The organism is Streptomyces longisporoflavus (assembly GCF_014649775.1).
Lineage (GTDB): Bacteria > Actinomycetota > Actinomycetes > Streptomycetales > Streptomycetaceae > Streptomyces > Streptomyces longisporoflavus.
In genome coordinates, this window is sequence record NZ_BMTR01000011.1 from 129574 (window position 1) to 145925 (window position 16352).

At 71.9% G+C, this 16352-nt stretch carries 17 protein-coding genes and 1 pseudogene; 7 read left to right on the plus strand and 11 right to left on the minus strand.

Annotation, left to right across the window (positions count from 1 at the left end; all coding sequences use genetic code 11):
- The 3 genes from IE226_RS23000 to IE226_RS23010 all read right to left on the minus strand — a co-directional run bounded on the left by IE226_RS23000 (position 1) and on the right by IE226_RS23010 (position 3434).
- The gene (locus tag IE226_RS23000) at positions 1 to 1914 is read right to left on the minus strand and encodes an ABC transporter ATP-binding protein (RefSeq protein ID WP_229871503.1); all 1914 of its coding nucleotides are present in this window, start codon (positions 1912 to 1914) and stop codon (positions 1 to 3) included.
- Positions 1915 to 2541: 627 nt separating this feature from the next.
- Complete coding sequence (locus IE226_RS23005; RefSeq protein WP_190083402.1) at positions 2542 to 2967, minus strand: hypothetical protein; 426 nt, start codon at positions 2965 to 2967, stop codon at positions 2542 to 2544.
- 98 nt (positions 2968 to 3065) lie between these two features.
- Positions 3066 to 3434 carry an ATP-binding protein gene (locus IE226_RS23010; protein WP_229871483.1) on the minus strand — a complete coding sequence of 123 codons (369 nt, stop codon included), beginning with the start codon at positions 3432 to 3434 and terminating at the stop codon, positions 3066 to 3068.
- Between the two features lie 263 nt (positions 3435 to 3697).
- Between IE226_RS23010 and IE226_RS23015 the strand changes: the two genes are divergently transcribed.
- Positions 3698 to 4558 (plus strand): Sco1979 family transcriptional regulator, encoded by an 861-nt coding sequence (locus IE226_RS23015; RefSeq protein WP_190083218.1) that lies wholly within the window; start codon positions 3698 to 3700, stop codon positions 4556 to 4558.
- A 93-nt stretch (positions 4559 to 4651) separates the two neighbouring features.
- Positions 4652 to 4867 (plus strand): DUF397 domain-containing protein, encoded by a 216-nt coding sequence (locus tag IE226_RS23020; RefSeq protein ID WP_190083403.1) that lies wholly within the window; start codon positions 4652 to 4654, stop codon positions 4865 to 4867.
- 273 nt (positions 4868 to 5140) lie between these two features.
- On the opposite strand, the gene IE226_RS23025 is transcribed toward IE226_RS23020, so the two are convergent.
- From IE226_RS23025 to IE226_RS23035, 3 genes are all read right to left on the minus strand, one after another.
- Positions 5141 to 6631 (minus strand): glutamate synthase subunit beta, encoded by a 1491-nt coding sequence (locus IE226_RS23025; protein ID WP_190083219.1) that lies wholly within the window; start codon positions 6629 to 6631, stop codon positions 5141 to 5143.
- A 93-nt stretch (positions 6632 to 6724) separates the two neighbouring features.
- The gene (locus IE226_RS23030) at positions 6725 to 7204 is read right to left on the minus strand and encodes an anthrone oxygenase family protein (protein WP_190083220.1); all 480 of its coding nucleotides are present in this window, start codon (positions 7202 to 7204) and stop codon (positions 6725 to 6727) included.
- A gap of 593 nt (positions 7205 to 7797) precedes the next feature.
- The gene (locus IE226_RS23035) at positions 7798 to 8493 is read right to left on the minus strand and encodes a DUF2293 domain-containing protein (protein ID WP_190083221.1); all 696 of its coding nucleotides are present in this window, start codon (positions 8491 to 8493) and stop codon (positions 7798 to 7800) included.
- Positions 8494 to 8600: 107 nt separating this feature from the next.
- Between IE226_RS23035 and IE226_RS23040 the strand changes: the two genes are divergently transcribed.
- The 3 genes from IE226_RS23040 to IE226_RS23050 all read left to right on the plus strand — a co-directional run bounded on the left by IE226_RS23040 (position 8601) and on the right by IE226_RS23050 (position 10291).
- Positions 8601 to 9233: a nucleoside/nucleotide kinase family protein gene (locus IE226_RS23040; protein ID WP_190083222.1), complete on the plus strand. Its 633-nt coding sequence runs from the start codon at positions 8601 to 8603 to the stop codon at positions 9231 to 9233.
- 117 nt (positions 9234 to 9350) lie between these two features.
- The gene (locus IE226_RS23045; RefSeq protein ID WP_190083223.1) at positions 9351 to 9755 is read left to right on the plus strand and encodes a PPOX class F420-dependent oxidoreductase; all 405 of its coding nucleotides are present in this window, start codon (positions 9351 to 9353) and stop codon (positions 9753 to 9755) included.
- Positions 9756 to 9871: 116 nt separating this feature from the next.
- Entirely contained in the window at positions 9872 to 10291 is a 420-nt protein-coding gene (locus tag IE226_RS23050; RefSeq protein ID WP_190083224.1) for a CBS domain-containing protein, read from the plus strand.
- A gap of 50 nt (positions 10292 to 10341) precedes the next feature.
- On the opposite strand, the gene corA is transcribed toward IE226_RS23050, so the two are convergent.
- Positions 10342 to 11478 (minus strand): magnesium/cobalt transporter CorA, encoded by a 1137-nt coding sequence (gene corA / locus IE226_RS23055; protein ID WP_190083225.1) that lies wholly within the window; start codon positions 11476 to 11478, stop codon positions 10342 to 10344.
- A gap of 146 nt (positions 11479 to 11624) precedes the next feature.
- Between corA and IE226_RS23060 the strand changes: the two genes are divergently transcribed.
- Positions 11625 to 12449, plus strand: a complete 825-nt coding sequence (locus tag IE226_RS23060; RefSeq protein WP_190083226.1) for a methyltransferase domain-containing protein — start codon at positions 11625 to 11627, stop codon at positions 12447 to 12449.
- 159 nt (positions 12450 to 12608) lie between these two features.
- Here IE226_RS23060 and IE226_RS23065 read toward each other — a convergent pair.
- Positions 12609 to 13522 (minus strand): annotated as a pseudogene (locus IE226_RS23065) (carbohydrate kinase family protein).
- A complete protein-coding gene (locus IE226_RS23070; protein WP_190083227.1) occupies positions 13519 to 14424 on the minus strand; it encodes a pseudouridine-5'-phosphate glycosidase in 906 nt (301 codons plus the stop codon). Before IE226_RS23070 ends, IE226_RS23065 begins: the two are co-directional and overlap by 4 nt.
- 104 nt (positions 14425 to 14528) lie before the next feature.
- Between IE226_RS23070 and IE226_RS23075 the strand changes: the two genes are divergently transcribed.
- Positions 14529 to 14897 (plus strand): cupin domain-containing protein, encoded by a 369-nt coding sequence (locus IE226_RS23075; protein ID WP_190083228.1) that lies wholly within the window; start codon positions 14529 to 14531, stop codon positions 14895 to 14897.
- On the opposite strand, the gene IE226_RS23080 is transcribed toward IE226_RS23075, so the two are convergent.
- The gene (locus IE226_RS23080) at positions 14884 to 15024 is read right to left on the minus strand and encodes a hypothetical protein (protein ID WP_190083229.1); all 141 of its coding nucleotides are present in this window, start codon (positions 15022 to 15024) and stop codon (positions 14884 to 14886) included. The two genes, IE226_RS23075 and IE226_RS23080, sit on opposite strands and share 14 nt — an antisense overlap.
- 33 nt (positions 15025 to 15057) lie before the next feature.
- Positions 15058 to 16320, minus strand: coding sequence for an MFS transporter (locus IE226_RS23085; protein WP_190083230.1), 1263 nt, complete (start codon positions 16318 to 16320; stop codon positions 15058 to 15060).
- Positions 16321 to 16352: the final 32 nt, after the last annotated feature.

Here is a 16352-nt window from a genome sequence, read left to right on the forward strand (position 1 = left end):
TCAGCGCTCGGCGTGCCCGTTCGGTGAGCCGTTCGGTGAGGGGACCTTGGCCGTGAACTGGTCGGCCTGCAGCGCGTAGAGCTCCGCATAGACACCACCCGTGCGCAGAAGGTCGTCCGGCGTGCCCGACTCCACCAGCCGCCCGCCCTCCAGGACATGGACGAGGTCCGCGTGGCGCACCGACGCCAGGCGGTGGGTGATGAGGATGACGGTCTGGCCCGTCCCGGCAAGGGCCCTGATCTTCTCGAAGACCTCCAGCTCGGCGCGGGCGTCGAGCGCCGCCGTCGGCTCGTCCACGACGAGGATGCTGCCGCGCCGGTACGCGGCACGCGCGATGCCGAGCCGCTGCCACTGACCGCCCGACAGCTCGTGCCCGCCGGTGAACGCGCGGGCAAGGAGCGTGTCGAGCCCGCGCGGCAGATCGGCCACGACGTCCCCGGCGCCCGCCTCGCCGACCGAGGTGCCGATCCGGTCGTCCGTGAGCGGCACCGAAGACCGGCCGATCGCGATGTTCACGCGCGCCGTGAACGGCCAGCGCTTGAAGTCCTGCGCCACCATCGCGATGCGCTCCGCCAGCTGATGCCGGTCCGCGGTCGCCGCGTCGACGTCGTCCCACATGATCCGGCCGTCCTTCGGCGCGTACAGCCCCGCGAGCAGCTTCACCAGCGTGGTCTTGCCGGAGCCGTTCTCGCCCACCAGGGCGACGATCTTTCCGGTGGGCAGGGAGAGGGAGATGTCGCTGAGCGCGTCCCTGCCCGAGGTGCCCGGATAGCGGAAGGTGACGTTCTCGAACCGTATCTCCCGCGGCTCCGCCGGGAGTTCGGCCCCGCCGACCGGAATCGCGCGCTGCGCCGCCTCCACGAAGAGCCGCTCCAGGTCGCCGACGAACATGGCGTCCTCGTGCAGGGAGTTGATCTCCACGACGAGGGTGTCCAGGCTGGCGGAACCGGTGCGGATCGCGATGACGGCGGTCCCCGCGACGGACAGCGCCATCGCCCCGGCCAGCAGCAGCCCGCCGAGTGTCGCGTACGTCACCACCGTCGCGACGCCCGTCCAGGCCGCCGCGAACAGCCCCGTACGGGCGGCGAGCCGCGCCAGGCGGGCCTGCTCCTCCTCCGCGGCCTCCGACATGGACCTGAAGTGCCGCAGCAGGAACGGGCCCACGCCGTGCACCCGGATCTCCGGGGCCGCGCCCGCCTCGGTGAGCAGACTGCCGATGAGCCGTCCCGCGCGGGCGTGCTGCACCCATGCGTGGAAGGAGACGTAGCGGCGCCGGGCGATCGTCAGGGCGCTCCACGCGCTCGGCAGGGTCATCGTCGCCAGGAGCGGAAGCAGCAGCGGGTGCAGGACGGTCAGCACGCTCGCCGCCGCGAGCAGCGAGATCAGCGCGTTCACCACGCGCGTGGCGATGCCGATCATGCGGCGGGCGGACGCGGCTCCGTACTGTGCGGTGTCGAGCAGCTTGTGGAACGCGTCGTCCTCGATGGCGGAGAGCTCCACCGACGCGGCCTTCTCCAGATACTGCTCGGTGGCGACGCGCTCCACCTTCGGTTCGAGGCGGCCCGTCGCGTACGTGGACACGGCGCGCAGCAGCGCCGCGAGGAACAGGACGCACGCCACCGTCACCAGGGCCGGCGTCGCCCCGCGCAGCCGGTCGGCCACCGGCGTATCGGTCATCAGATGCCCGAGGACGCTGTTCACCGCGAGGAGACTCACCGCCCGGGCGATTCCGCGGCCCACCTCGGCGCTGACGACGATGCGTGCGGCCTGCCGGTCGGCCTGCCGTGCGAGGCGGAAGCTGGCGGCCAGAAGCGTGGGAAGCCGCTTCAGCATGGACCGGAACCCCAGCTGGAGGAAGGCCTCCTCGTACTGGGCCCAGCCGGTGTCGTAGCGCAGGGGCCCGCCGAAGAGCAGGGCCTCCGAGTCCGAAGTGCCGTTCCGCGCGCTCGTGTTGCTCTGCTTGTCGTTCGTCTGCTTCTCCTTCCGCGTTCGGCGTACGTCCAGTGCGGACGCGCAAACCCGGGCGGCTGTTGCCGGTTCGCCCGGGCCGCTGTGCCATACCCCATGCAGGCAACTTGGCACCCGCGCGGGCAAAGGAGTTATTCCGTGAGCGGCGCTCTCCGGACACCTCGTGCTCCGTACGAGCAGGGGCTCGACGGCCCGCGCTGCTTGCCGCGTACCGCACGATGCGCACGAACGGTGACTTCGAGGAGCGTCTACGAGAGGAGCTCGCGACCGGCGACATCCCCGGCTTCGTCCGCCTATACGCAGGCGAGGAGGGGTAGGCCGCCGGCGTGTACGCGCGTCTCGACGGCGACCGCTACGTCACCTCACCCACGCACCGGGGCCGCGGGCACTGCGTCGCCGGGCACGCCGACGTGAAGTCGATGATGGCCGAGATCTACGGGCGCACGACCGGGGCGTGCCGCGGCGCGGGCGGCACGGGCGGCACGGGGGGCAGGGGCGGCGTCGGGATGGTGTGCCGTACGTCTGGCGTACGGAGAACCAGGCCCGTACGGAGAACCAGGCCCGTACGGAGAACTAGGCCCGTACGGCCCGTGACCACGCCGGTGTGGTGCCCGTGGCGCCGCACCAGGCCAGGTACAGCGGGATCGGCGGGGTGTAGGGGACCTCGGACCCGGAGGGCGTGTGGATCAGGGAGGGGGCGCTATGGGTGCCGGGGACCACTGCTCCCGCGGCGTAGTACGCGGGGGACGGCCATTCCAGGGCCACGTCGGAGTCGGCCGGGACGATCCACCACCAGAGCGCCGCGTCCACGTCCTCGTACACACAGCCCACGCGAGGCAGCCGCGCCATCAACCGGGGGCCGTACCGCGCGGGCACCGCGACGGCGTCGCACCCCAGGGGCTGCGACATCCCCTCCGGGACGGCGAGTCGCGTCGGGGGCGGCACAGAGGCAGCGGCGGTCCGCCTCCGTTCGAGGCGGACCAGCGTGTCCAGATCCATCAGCCGCCGCACCGTCACCGTGCTCACACGCCTCCCGCCCACGTCGTTCTCATGCCAGCACCCTTGGTCACGTCACCCGGTCACGTCGCGAAGTCGCGTCATGCCCGCAGTTCCGCCCACACGGTGAGGCCGGCCCCGGGACCCTCGTCCCGGACACCCCACGCGTTGCTCACCGCCTCGACGAGAAGCAATCCCCTCCCGTGCTCATCGTCTGCGTCGGGCCCCTCCTGTGCGGGACGCGGGACACCTGATCCGTATCCGTCGTCACGCACAGCTATGCGCAGGGTGCCGGGCCGAGTGCAGAGCTCGCAGACGATCCGGTGACTCGCGGTGTGCACGATCGCGTTCGTGACCAGCTCTGACACCACAAGGGCGGCGGCGTCGCGGCAGTCCTCGCCGATGTTCCAGCCCAGGAGCTGGGCTTTTGCCAGCTGTCTGGCCTCTGCGGCGGAGCCCGGCCGAGGCACGAGCGCGAAGCTGACGCAGAGCTCGGAGCCGCCATCGGCCCACACGTCGGCGTTAACGCCAACAGGGGCTTCGGCGGCAGCTGTGTGTAACGGCGCGGGCGGAGTCACAGCATCCACTATCGCCCCGCCGGGAACACCTTGGCAAGACCCACTCTGAAAAGTGCACAGTGGCGTGTTCCTTCGAGGCAGCTCGTGGCACACTGCTCGCAACGGCTCCAGGTGCGGAGTGAATTGGCATTACATGGAGTGCGTGGAGGTAGGACGTGAGCGAACCGCGGTCCGCGCCGACCGTCGGCCAGGTCGTCCTAGGCCGTCGCTTGCAGGACCTGCGCGAGAGCGCGGGCCTCAAGCGGGAGGAGGCCGCGCGGATTCTCCGCGTGGCCCCCGCCACGGTCCGCCGCATGGAAATGGCCGAGGTCGCGCTGAAGATCCCGTATCTCCAGCTGCTCCTGAAGTCCTACGGAGTCGCCGACGACGAGGCCGACGCCTTTGTGACACTCGCCGAGGAGGCGAACAAGCCGGGCTGGTGGCAGCGGTTCCACGACATCCTGCCGGGCTGGTTCAGCATGTACGTCAGCCTGGAGGGGGCGGCCAGCCTCATCCGGTCCTACGAACCGCATTTCGTGCCCGGTCTGCTGCAGACCGAGGAGTACGCACGGGGTGTGATGCGCTCCGGCGCCATCGGCCAGACCCGTCCCGAGGACATCGAGCGCTATGTCGCGCTGCGGATGGAGCGCCAGTCCCTGCTCACGCGCGAGGACGCGCCCCGGCTCTGGGTCGTGATGGACGAGACCGCCCTGCGCAGGCCGGTGGGCGACGCCGAGGTGATGCGCGAGCAGATCGACAAGCTGCTCGAAGCCGTCGAACTTCCTCATGTGACGCTGCAGATAGCGCCGTTCGCGGCGGGTCCGCACCCGGGCACGTTCGGACCGTTCGTGCTCTTCCGCTTCGCCATGGCGGAGCTCCCGGACATGGTCTACAGCGAGTACCTGACCGGTGCCGTCTATCTGGACGCGCGCACCGAGGTGGCGACCCACCTCGAGGTCATGGACCGCATGGCGGCGCAAGCCGCGACGGCACAACGCACAAAGGAGCTCCTTCGGGATCTCCGCAAGGAGCTGTGAATGGATCGACACCGAGCCGGTACGCGACCGGGCTCAAAACCCGGAGCGGGGTCCCGCCCCGAGTCACGGGACGACTCGCGGATCTACAACGGCATGCCCGCCCGTGATCTCGGCAGCGAGGGCTGGCACAAGCCGTGGAGCGGCGGCAACGGCGGCAATTGCCTGGAGGCCATGAAGCTGGCCGACGGCCGCGTCGCGGTCCGCCAGTCCGCCGATCCGGACGGCCCGGCGCTGATCTACACGCACGGCGAGATCACCGCGTTCATCCAGGGAGCGAAGGCGGGGGAGGCCGACTTCCTGCTGTCGTGAATGCCGGGCTGTGTCGTGAGCCGTCACCCGTCGCCGTCGCCCGGGTGGCGGCTCACAGTCATGCGTGGCGCCGGGCCGCGGGCCGTGGCGCGTAGTAGATCCGCTCCACGGTGGGCGGGCCGACTGCGGCGGGCAGTAGTCCTGCTCTACCGCGGGCGGCTCGGCCCGGGATCGCGCCGGGCCGCCGGCCGTGGCGAACGCTGCCCGGCGGGTACGAGACGCGCCGCCGGCATCCTCTTCGCCCAGGCCAGAGGGGCGTCACTCCCCGTGTCCTCAGGCCGTCATCGGGCGGTCGTACGGGCCGATCGGCGCTGCCAGCCGGGTTTCGCCCGTCAGCCACCGGTCCACCGCGGCGGCGGTCGCGCGGCCCTCTGCGATGGCCCATACGATCAGTGACTGACCGCGGGCCGCGTCGCCCGTCGCGAAGACGCCGGGCACGTTCGTCGTGAAGTCCGCGTCGCGGGCGAGGGTGCCGCGGTCCTCGACGTCGAGGCCGAGCTGGTCGACCAGGCCGCCCCGCGTCCGCTCGGGCCCGGAGAAGCCGAGCGCGAGCAGCACCAGATCGGCTGGGAGGGTACGTGCGGTGCCGGGGCGGGGGCGGCGTTCCGCGTCCACCTCGGTCACGTGCAGAGCGCGCACCCGCCCCGCCGCGTCACCGGTGAAGCGCAGTGTGGACGCGGCGAAGAGGCGTGCGTCGGCGTCCGCCGCGGGAGACACGCGCAGCTCGTCCGCCTCCTCGTGCGCGGGGGAGAGGCGGTAAATCTTGGGGTACGTCGGCCACGGCTCGGCCAGTTCGTCGCGCAGGTCGCCGGGCCGCTCGTAGATGTCCAACTGCGTGACGGACGCCGCGCCTTCACGTACCGCCGTACCCAGGCAGTCCGCACCGGTGTCCCCGCCGCCGACGATCACGACGTGCTTGCCGGCGGCGGACAGCGGGGAGGTGTCGATGTCTCCCTCGCACACATGGTTCGCGAACGGCAGGTACTCCATCGCCTGATGGATGCCGTCCAACTCCCGCCCTGGCAGGTCCAGTTCCCGCCAGGCGGTGGCCCCCACGGCGAGCACCACCGCGTCGTACCGGCCGCGCAACTCATCGGCGCCGATGTCGCGCCCGACCGTGACGGACGTACGGAAGACCGTGCCCTCGTCCCGCATCTGCGCGAGCCGCCGCTCCAGGTGGTGCTTCTCCATCTTGAACGCCGGGATTCCATAGCGCATGAGCCCGCCCGCGCGGTCGTCGCGCTCGTACACGACCACGGTGTGACCGGCTCGCGTCAGCTGTTGGGCGGCGGCGAGTCCGGCGGGCCCTGACCCGACGACGGCGACGGTCCTGCCCGAGTGCCGGTCCGGGGGACGCGGCGCATTGAGGCCGTCCTGCCAGGAACGGTCGGCGATGGCCGCCTCGACGTTCTTGATGGTCACCGCGGGCTGGTTGATCGCGAGGACGCAGCCCGACTCGCAGGGCGCGGGACAGAGGCGGCCGGTGAACTCGGGGAAGTTGTTGGTCGCGTGCAGCCGGTCCGCGGCGGCCCGCCAGTCGGCGCGAGAGACGAGCTCGTTCCAGTCCGGGATCAGATTGCCCAGCGGACAGGCGTCATGACAGAAGGGGATGCCGCAGTCCATGCAGCGGTCGGCCTGCTGCTCGACGATGGGCAGCAGCGCGCCGGGGACGTACACCTCGTCCCAGTCCTTGACCCGTTCGCCGACGGACCGGCGCGGCCATTCCCGGCGGGCGGTGTTGAGGAAGCCTTTGGGGTCGGCCATGGCCGTCTCCCTCGGGTACTTTCGCGTGCTTTCGCAGGCTTTCTCAGGCTTTCGACCCACCGTACGACGGGAGGGCGGGCCAGGCACGTCGGCTTACGTCAGGGCCAGGATGAAGGACGCCGACGCGGCCAGCGAGGCTCCGACCCGGATGTGGTTCCACAGGGACCACTCACTGACGTACGTACGCCAGTGGTCCGCGCTCTGCGGCGCCTGCGCGTCGATCTTGCCGAGGGCGTCGTTGCGCGGGACGTTCGCGACGATGGTCACCCCGAACGACCCGAACAGATACAGCGCGCTGCCGAGAAGCAGCTCCACGGTGCCGTCGTCGGGCCAGAGCACGAAAGTGACGACGGCGACGACCGCGCTGAGGCCTGCGGCGCCCATGAACACGGCCATGAACCCGGCGGTGAGAGCCTTGACGTTGATCGACTGCATCGCGGCGATGCCTTGCGCTGCGGGCAGCGCGGCCAGGGCGGGCATCACGAACGTCGAGAACGCGATGAACGCTCCCGCGACCAGGCCACTGGCGAGCGCGCTCAGCACGACGAGCACGAAGTATGGTCCCTCGATCATGGCAACTCCCGCGTTGTGTAAGGCAACCGTCAGGTGAGCGAGCCGCAGTGATCCTCCATGGCGCGGCTTCGCACCACAAGTGAATTGCCTCGACGGCGTGGAAGACCATGCGTGGGGCGCGCGGACGCATGTGCGGGCGTCTGGGGGCGGGGTGCGGAACGCCGGTTGCGGGTTGCGGGGCGTGGGTGGGGGGTTGCGGGGTGTGGGTTGTGGGTGTGGGGCGCCGTTTGCGGGTGCGGGTGCGGGCCTCGCGGTCGGGGTTCTCGTCCTCGGACTCGGGCTCGCGGTCGGGGTTCTACTCCTCGGGATCACGGGCCCCTCGGCTCGGCGCCCTGTGCCCGGCTCCTTCGGCCCGGCTCCCTCGGTCTGGGCCCCTCGGCTCGGCGCCCTGTGCCCGGCTCCTTCGGCTCGGCTCCCTCGGTCTGGGTCCCTCGGTCCGGGCCCCTCGGCTTGGGGCCCTGTGCCCGGCTCCCTCGGCTCGGCTCCCTCGGTCTGGGCCCCTCGGTCCGGGCCCCTCGGCTCGGGGCCCTGTGCCCGGCTCCCTCGGCCCAGGGCCCTGGCCCGGCGCCTCTCGCCGCAGGGGCGCCCGTCCCTCAGACCGCCACGCCCTCGTGCCCTGGCCGCTGCCAGGCCCGAAGCACCGCCTCCACCGCAGGGGCGATCCGGCGGCGGGCCTCTCCCCGCGGGACTCCGCTCATGAGGAGCCGGTCGTACGGCGTGTCCGTGTGCCGGACCGCGGCCACCACCGCCGCCGTCACCGCGGCGGCGGAAAGCGCCCGGCCCGCCGCGCTCCGGCCCACCCGCCCGCTGCCCCGCACCGAAGCGTGCCCGGCGATCGCACGGGCCCGCTCCTCGGGGCACGCGGGAAAGAGGCGGCGTATCTCGTCCGCGAAGGCCGCCGTGAAGCGCACGTCTTCCGCGGCCCGGCGCACCGCGTCCCGCGCCCGGCGGCGTGCCCGCGCCTCCGCGTCCGCGAGGCACCGCGACTCGGCCCGGGCGAGCGCCGCCTCCTCCACGAGGACGCCCTGACGCTCGTACCGTCCCTGCCGCCGGTTGAAGCGGACGACCACCGCCGAGAGCCCGCTCCCCTCGCGGGCCCTGCGGGTCAGCGCGGTGTCGCCGCGCGGCAGGAAGACCAGATGCCCGAGGTCGGCGCAGTCCAGGCAGCGCGGCTCGGCATCCTCGATGACCAGAAGGGTGAGCGGCCCGCCATGGCACTCCGCGCAGTGGCGGCGCTTGAGGGGCTGGATGGCGAGAAGTCCGCTACGGGCGAGGGGAATTGATGCCATGAAATGTTCATTCCCCGGCCAGCGGGCGCGTACCGCCGTGAACGAGGGACTGACGCCGCGACGCAGGCCCCGCCGTCGCGCCGGGACGGCCGTGCATCATGGGACGGGTGCGACTCGAAGCGATCACCTGGGACCGGCTCACGGACACCCTCGCCGACCGGCTGCTCGACCTGGAGACGGCCGACGCGAGCCCCTGGCCACGCGTCGCCTTCGACGGGGCACCGGCGGCCGGGCCCGGCGAGCTGGCCCGGAGCGTCGCCGACGCGCTGCGGGTGCGCGGGCGGTCCGCGCTCGTCGTCGGCACGGAGGGTTTTCTGCGCCCGGCCTCCCTGCGCCTCGAATACGGGCGCGAGGACGTGGAGGCGTACTACAGCGGCTGGTTCGACACCGGCGCGCTCTGGCGTGAGGTCTTCGGGCCGCTGGACCCGGGCGGCACGGGGCGGGTCCTCCCGGACCTGTGGGATCCGGTCACGGACCGCGCCACACGCAGTCCGTACGTACAACTCAAGCCCGGCGCCCTGCTGTTGCTGCACGGCCCGCTGCTGCTCGGTCACTGGTTCCCCTTCGATCTGACCGTTCACATGAACCTCTCGCCGGGTGCCCTGCGGCGACGTACGGCGCAGAGCGAGCGGTGGACGCTGCCCGCCTTCGAGCGGTACGAGGCGGAGACGGATCCCGGCGCGGTGGCCGACGTGGTCGTGCGGGCGGACGATCCACGGCATCCGGCGTGGAGCGGTTGAGCGGTTTCGCGGTCGGCGGCTGCGGCTGAGCGGTTGCGGGGGTCTCCCGCGACGGAGAGGCCGGGGAAGTTCCCGAAAGCGCTTTTATATGCACGTGCATGTAGTTAGAGTCTGGGCATGGCAACGGCAGCGATCCACTTCAGCGAATCTGTCCGCACTCTCCTCGACGGCAAGAACTTCGCCAGCGTCGCGACGCTCGGCCCCGACGGTGCACCCCAGAACTCTGTGGTGTGGATCAAACGGGAGGGCGACACCGTCCTGTTCTCCTCCACGGCGCGGCGGCAGAAGGTCCGCAATCTCGAACGCGATCCACGCATCAGCGTCTCGGTGTTCGACCTGGCCAACCCGTACACCTCCACGGAGATCCGCGGAGTCGCCGAGATACTCCCCGACCCGCACAAGCGGCTGCCCCACGAGCTCGCGCACAAGTACCTCGGCATCGACCCGCCCGGCGAGAAGGACGAGGAGATCCGGGTGATCATCAGGGTGATCCCGCAGAAGGTCATCGGCTTCGCCCCCTGAGGGGTGGACCGCGGGGCCCCGGAATGCGGACCTCCGGTCACCCGGCGAGAATGAAGGGCGCCGGGACTAGCGGTGCCCCCGCGCCGCGCCGGCCGTCCGGCAACGGGAGGTACCTCATGACCACCGCCGGAGACATCATGCACCGCGGCGCCCAGTGGATCCCCGTACACGAGACCCTGGACCGCGCCGCACAACTGATGCGTCAGCTCGACGTCGGCGCGCTGCCCATCAGTGACGAGAACGAGCGGCTCTGCGGCATCCTCACCGACCGCGACATCGTGGTCGGCTGCGTGGCGATGGGACACGACCCGTCCCGGGTGACCGCGGGCGACATGGCCAAGGGCACGCCGCGCTGGATCGACTCGGGGGCGGGCGTCGACGAGGTTCTCCGGGAGATGAAGAACAGCCAGATCCGCAGGCTTCCGGTCATCGACAACAAACGCCTCGTCGGCATGATCAGCGAGGCCGACCTCGCCACGCACCTCACCGACGACCAGCTCGCGGGCTGGGTCGAGAGCGTGTACGCGAAGGGCTGACACAGCTGACACCCCGTACAGGAACTAGAGCCGGGAACCAGAGCCGGGAACTAGAGCCAGCCGTTGCGGCGGAAGCCGCGGTAGAGGGCGCAACAGGTGGCGACGATGACGCCGATCACCAGTCCGTAGCCGTACTTCCAGTGCAGTTCGGGCATGTGGTCGAAGTTCATTCCGTACACACCGCAGACCATCGTCGGTACGGCGATCACGGCGGCCCAGGCGGTGATCTTGCGCATGTCCTCGTTCTGCGCGACCGTCACCTGCGCGAGATGGGCCTGGAGGATGGAGTTCAGAAGCTCGTCGAAGGCGGCGATCTGCTCCGTGACCCGCTTGAGGTGGTCGTCGACGTCCCGGAAGTAGGCCTGTATCTCCGGGGCGATCGGCCGCATCGGCTGGGTGGAGAGGATCTGCAGCGGGCGGCCCAGCGGCACCACGGCCCGCTTCAGCTCGAGAAGTTCGCGCTTGAGCTGGTATATGCGGCCGGGGTCGGCGCGCTCCCCCTCCTTGGAGAACACGTCCATCTCCACTTGGTCGATGTCGGCCTGTACGGCGTCCGTCACCACGAGATAGTCGTCCACGACATGGTCGGCGAGCGCGTGCAGCACCGCGCCGGGACCCTGGGCGAGCTGCTCGGGCGCCGCTTCGAGCTCCTCGCGCAACGGGCCGAGCGAGCCGTGCCGGCCGTGCCGCACGGTGATCACGAACTCCTTGCCGACGAAGACCATGATCTCGCCGGTGTCCACCACCTCGCTGGTCGCGGTGAGTTCGGCATGCTCCACGTAGCAAACGGTCTTGAAGACGGCGAACAGCGTCTCGTCGTACCGCTCGACCTTCGGTCGCTGGTGGGCGTGGACCGCGTCCTCCACGGCGAGCGGGTGCAGGTCGAAGAGGTCGGCGATGCCCGCGAACTCCTCCTCCGTCGGCTCGTGCAGCCCGAGCCAGACGAAGCCGTCGCCGCTCCTGCGGACGCGCTCGACCTCCTGGACGAGATCGTGGCCGCCCTCCTGGCGCACGCCCTTCCGGTACGTCACGCACTTCACCACCGCCGAGCCCAGCGGGGAGCGGGCGGGGTGGCTCAGGTCCACGCGTTTGTGCTTGCGCACGAACTGGGCGACCCGCGCGACTTTCCGCAGGCCGCCTACCTTGCGAAGGTTTCCTACCTTTCGCAGGTTGCCTGCCATCGACATGCGTGGCTCCTCGTTCCGTTGACTTGGCGTGCCAGTCTGCCAGTACGTTCCGACAGCGCGGCAGGACCCTGGGGGAACGGAGGACTCCGCTCCAGTATTCGGAGCGGCCTCCCATAGGTAAGCCGGACAATCGTGATAATTGCGTCATGACGCTCATCGACGCCCATCTGACCGGCAATCGCAATCGCAATCGGCTTCCAGCGGGAGCGGGAGCGGGTGCGGGTACGGGTACGGGGCAGTGCTCCGAGGCCTTCTCCGCACTCTTCGACCCCACGACCTTCCGGCACATCGAGCGGCTCGGCATCGGGCCGGGGTGGCGCTGCTGGGAGGTCGGCGCGGGTGGCTTCTCCGTCGTCTCCTGGCTCGCCAAACGGGTCGGCCCCACCGGGCGGGTCCTCGCGACCGACACGGACATCTCCTGGCAGACGTCGGCCGCCCGGCCGCCGGTGGAGGTGCGTGTGCATGACGTGGCGGCGGATGTGCCGCCCGGCGGGGGCTTCGACCTGGTCCATGCGCGGCTCGTGCTCGACCGGGTGCCGGACCGGGAGGCGGCGTTGCGGTCGATGATCCGGGCCCTGCGGCCCGGCGGGCGTCTCCTGGTCGAGGAGGCCGACCCGGCGCTCCAGCCCTTGGCCTGCCCGGACGAGCACGGCCCCGCGGAGCAGTTGGCGAACCGGCTGCGGGCCGCGCTCATCGCGGAGCGCGGCAACGATCTCGCCTACGGCCGCGGGCTGCCCCGCCTGCTGCGGGCGGCGGGCCTGCGCCAGGTGGAGGCCGACGCGTACTTCCCTCTGGCGTCGCCCGCCTGCGCGGCCCTGGAAACGGCCACGATCCTCCACTCCCGCACGTCCCTGACCTCGGCGGGCCTGACCACGGAAGCAGACATCGCGGACCACCTGGCGAACATCACGGCGCAGCCCCTGGACCTGGCAACGGCCCCCTTGATCTCCACCTGGGGCAGAAAGCCGTAACAAAACGAAACCATGCGGCCGGACCCCGCCAACCCTTCGCTGCGGTCGGGGGGCGGACGGCAAGGACGAACGCACCGGCGCGGCCCGCCCCCTCAGGCATCCGCGCCGCCCAGCCCCCGAACGCGCCCGCACCCAGCAGCGAGACGCAGTAGCAGGCCGTCACCCGGGCCTGCCCCCCACCAGTTCAACGGCAAGCGCCCCCGCCCGGCACCCCTCCCCGAAGCCTCGCAGAGCCCCGCGCCGGCGAGGCGTGCCGCGAGGAACGCACCCGTGAACGCGTCGCCCGCGCCCGTGGAGTCCCGTGCCGTGGCCGGCGGCGCGGGGATCTCGGCTTGTACCTCGCCCCCCGTGGCGACCAGCGCCCCCGCCGGGCCCCGTTTGACCACCACCGCGGGGAACCGCCGACTCAACACCCCCGCCACTTCCGTCAGCCCGGCCGCCGCCCCCGCCAGAAACCGCGCCTCTCCCTTACTGGGCAGCAAAACCTCCACCCCCTCCACCGCAGCCAGGAACCGATCCGCCCCCAGCCCCGCCAGGAACCCCGCCGAGGCCGGGTCCACACTCACCGGCACTCCACGCGCGCGTGCCGCCGCCAGCGCCGCAGCGGCCGCGGCCCGGCTGGGGTCCGCGAAGAACAAGTAGCCCGACAGGTGCAGCCACCCCACGCCGTCGAGGAGATCGGGCGACCAGTCCGCCTCCGACAGGCGCACCGACGCGCCGCCGTCCGACAGGAACGTCCGCTCGGCTTTGCCCCCGGCACCCCCGTCCACCAGGCATATCACTGTCCCCGTAGGCGCCTCGGAGTCGACGACGAGCCGCGGACGCACCCCCGCCCGGGTGAGCGCCTCCTCGTGCCACGCCGCCGAATCCGCGCCCACCCGCCCCAGCATCCGCACGTCGCCGCAGCCCCGGGATGCCGCCCAGCACGCCACATTGGCGCCCGCGCCACCCGGCACCGTACGGATCGCCGCCGCGGTGTCCGTACCCGGAGCGAGCGGTGCGCCGTGCCGCGCCACGATGTCCGTGACGACGTCACCCACGACCAGCAGCGCCCCGCCCCGCGGCGACGTCAACGCGCGGCCCGGGCCGCCGCGATCCGCCCCGCGAGACGGACATTGCCCCGCACGGCCGCGAGATTGGCGCTCAGCGAAGCCCCGTCCGTGCGCCGCACCAACTGGTCGAGGAGGAAGGGCGTGACCGCCTGCCCGGTGATGCCCCGCTCGGCACAGGCCTCCAGCGCCTCGGCGAGCACGCGCGCGTGCAGCGCGGGATCGAGCTGCTCGGACTCCGGTACGGGGTTCGCCACGAGCAGCGCGGACTCCGGGCCGCCGAGCGAGTCCTGGGCGCGCATCACCGCGGCGACCTCCTCGGGTGTACGAAGGGCCCAGTCCACCGGGTGCCCCGAGTCGGTGAGGTAGAAGCCGGGGAAGCGGTCCGTCCCGTACCCCGCCACCGCGACGCCCAGCGTCTCCAGGCGCTGCAGTGTCGCCGCCACGTCCAGGATCGACTTCACGCCCGCGCAGACGACCGTGACGCGCGTACGGGCCAGCAACCTCAGGTCGGCGGACTCGTCCTGCGTCGCCGTCCACTCCCGGTGCACCCCGCCGAGCCCGCCCGTGGCGAACACCCGCACCCCCGCTCTCGCGGCGAGCAGCGCCGTCGCCGACACGGTCGTCGCCCCGCTCGCGCCCGCCGCGACCGCGAGCGCCAGGTCGCGGTGGCCCAGCTTGCGGATGCCCTCCTCGTTCGCCACCCGCTCCAACTGCGTCTTGTCCAGGCCGACGTGCGGACGCCCGTCCAGGACGGCGATTGTCGCCGGAACGGCACCCTCCTCCCGTACGAGCTCTTCGAGCTCACGCGCCACCCGGAGATTGCGCGGACGCGGAAGCCCGTGCGCGATGATCGTGGACTCCAGGGCGACCACGGGCCGCCGGTCCGCCACAGCCGCCTGTACCTCGTCGGACACCACCAACACGGGCCTGCCTCCTGCCAGTCGGGCCAGTCGGGTCTTCTCTCATCCCTGGCGGCCGACGTGCCCCGGCAAACCCCTGCGGCACGGTCCGGCTAGGGTGACCCGCCATGACCACGAATGATCAAGCCGTCGCGCCCTCCTTCGCCGTACACATTCCGGACGTCGACCTGGAGGCCGAGCCGCTCGACCCTGCGCAGATCGTCTCCGGCACCCCGGAGGTCACCGGCAAGGTCCTGTGGGAGTCGGCGGACGGCAAGCAGCTGCGCGGCATCTGGCAGATCACGCCCGGCGTGGTCACCGACACCGAGGCCAACGAGCTCTTCGTGGTCGTCAGCGGCCGTGCCACCATCGCGGTCGAGGGCGGCGACGTGATCGAGGTCGGACCCGGCGACGCGGCCGTCCTGCGCGAGGGCGACCGTACGACGTGGACCGTGCACGAGACGCTGCGCAAGGCGTACCACATCACGCTCCCCTGACCGGGACCACGGCGAAGAGGACGGCGAGGAGCACGGCGAAGACCACGGCCGGGACCGCTAGAACCCGAACCACGGCCGGGATCGCGAGACCCCGGACCACGGACGGGACCACGACGCTCAGGGACACGCGAGCCGAGGGCCGGGACCGCGGCACCCGGAGTCAGGCCTTCTTGATCGCCCGCCGCAGCGCGAGCGCGGCCGGCGGCAGCAGCACGCAGACGCCGATGAGGTTCAGCCAGCCGTAGCTCGCGCGCGCGACGATCAGGCCGGCCACCGCGCCGCCGATGCCCGCCGCCGTGTTCATGGTCAGGTCCGACAGGCCCTGTACGGCGGCCCGCGCGGGCTGCGGCACCGAGTCCGTGAGCAGCGCGGAACCGGCGACCAGGCCCGCGGACCAGCCGAGGCCGAGGAGGAAGAGACCGGCGGCGGTCTGCCCGTGGGCGGGCCCCGCCGTGCCGGCGAGGAGCGCGGCGCAGCACAGCAGCCCGACCGCGAGACCGATCACCGACAGCCGCCCGAAGCGGTCGGCGAGCCAGCCCATCAGCGGCGAGAGCGCGTACATCCCCGCGATGTGACCGCTGATGACCAGGCCGACCAGTTGCAGGTCCGCCCCGTGATGTCCCAGGTCGACCGGGGTCATCACCATGATCGAGACCATCACCGTGTGCGACGCGGCCACCGTCACCAGGGCGAGCCGGGCCATCGGCGACGCGGCCACCGCGGCGACACCGGCCCGCAGCGAACGGCTCTGCGCGGAATTGTCCTCCTGCGGGGCGAGCGCGCGGGCGGTGAGCAGCGGGTCCGGACGGAGCAGCACCGCCACCACGAGACCGGCGACGGCGAAGATCACGGCGGCGAAGAGGAACGGGCCCGCCGCCTCGGGTATGGAGGTGCCGGAGAAGGCGCGGCTGGTGGGCGCGGAGATATTGGGGCCGAGGACCGAACCGATGGTCGTGGCCCAGATGACGAGCGAGATGGCGCGGCCCCGCCGGTCGGGCTCGGCGAGGTCGGCCGCCGCGAAGCGGGCCTGGAGGTTGGCCGACGAACCGGCCCCGAAGCCCGCCATGCCGAGCAGCAGCAGGGGGAAGCTGTCGATGACGGCGGCAAGGACCACGAGCCCGGCTCCCAGCGCACCGATCAGATACGCGAGGACGAGGCCGGGCCGTCGTCCGCGCGAGGTCATCAGGGCGGCGAGCGGCAGCGAGAGCAGGGCGGTGCCGGCCACGGACGCGGTGGGCGCGAGGCCGGACAGCGCCTCGGTCCCGCTCACCTCGGTCGCGAGCATCGGGGCCAGGGCGATGCCGATCGGTACCCCGAGTCCGCCCAGTATCTGGCTGCAGACCAGCACCGCGGTGGTGCGGCGGCGCAGCGCGGGCAGCGCCTCCGGCGCGGGTATGCCAGGAGCGTCGAGGGTCGAGGTCACTGACGCAGTGTGCCAGCGCTTCCGTACGCGGG

Excerpts from the sequence above, each read along its gene's own strand:
- IE226_RS23005 (WP_190083402.1), bottom strand. The coding sequence starts at position 2,967 with ATGGATCTGGACACGCTGGTCCGCCTCGAACGGAGGCGGACCGCCGCT.
- IE226_RS23020 (WP_190083403.1), top strand. The coding sequence starts at position 4,652 with ATGCCCGCCCGTGATCTCGGCAGCGAGGGCTGGCACAAGCCGTGGAGC.
- IE226_RS23025 (WP_190083219.1), bottom strand. The coding sequence starts at position 6,631 with ATGGCCGACCCCAAAGGCTTCCTCAACACCGCCCGCCGGGAATGGCCG.
- IE226_RS23030 (WP_190083220.1), bottom strand. The coding sequence starts at position 7,204 with ATGATCGAGGGACCATACTTCGTGCTCGTCGTGCTGAGCGCGCTCGCC.
- IE226_RS23035 (WP_190083221.1), bottom strand. The coding sequence starts at position 8,493 with ATGGCATCAATTCCCCTCGCCCGTAGCGGACTTCTCGCCATCCAGCCC.
- IE226_RS23045 (WP_190083223.1), top strand. The coding sequence starts at position 9,351 with ATGGCAACGGCAGCGATCCACTTCAGCGAATCTGTCCGCACTCTCCTC.
- IE226_RS23050 (WP_190083224.1), top strand. The coding sequence starts at position 9,872 with ATGACCACCGCCGGAGACATCATGCACCGCGGCGCCCAGTGGATCCCC.
- corA (WP_190083225.1), bottom strand. The coding sequence starts at position 11,478 with ATGTCGATGGCAGGCAACCTGCGAAAGGTAGGAAACCTTCGCAAGGTA.
- IE226_RS23060 (WP_190083226.1), top strand. The coding sequence starts at position 11,625 with ATGACGCTCATCGACGCCCATCTGACCGGCAATCGCAATCGCAATCGG.
- IE226_RS23075 (WP_190083228.1), top strand. The coding sequence starts at position 14,529 with ATGACCACGAATGATCAAGCCGTCGCGCCCTCCTTCGCCGTACACATT.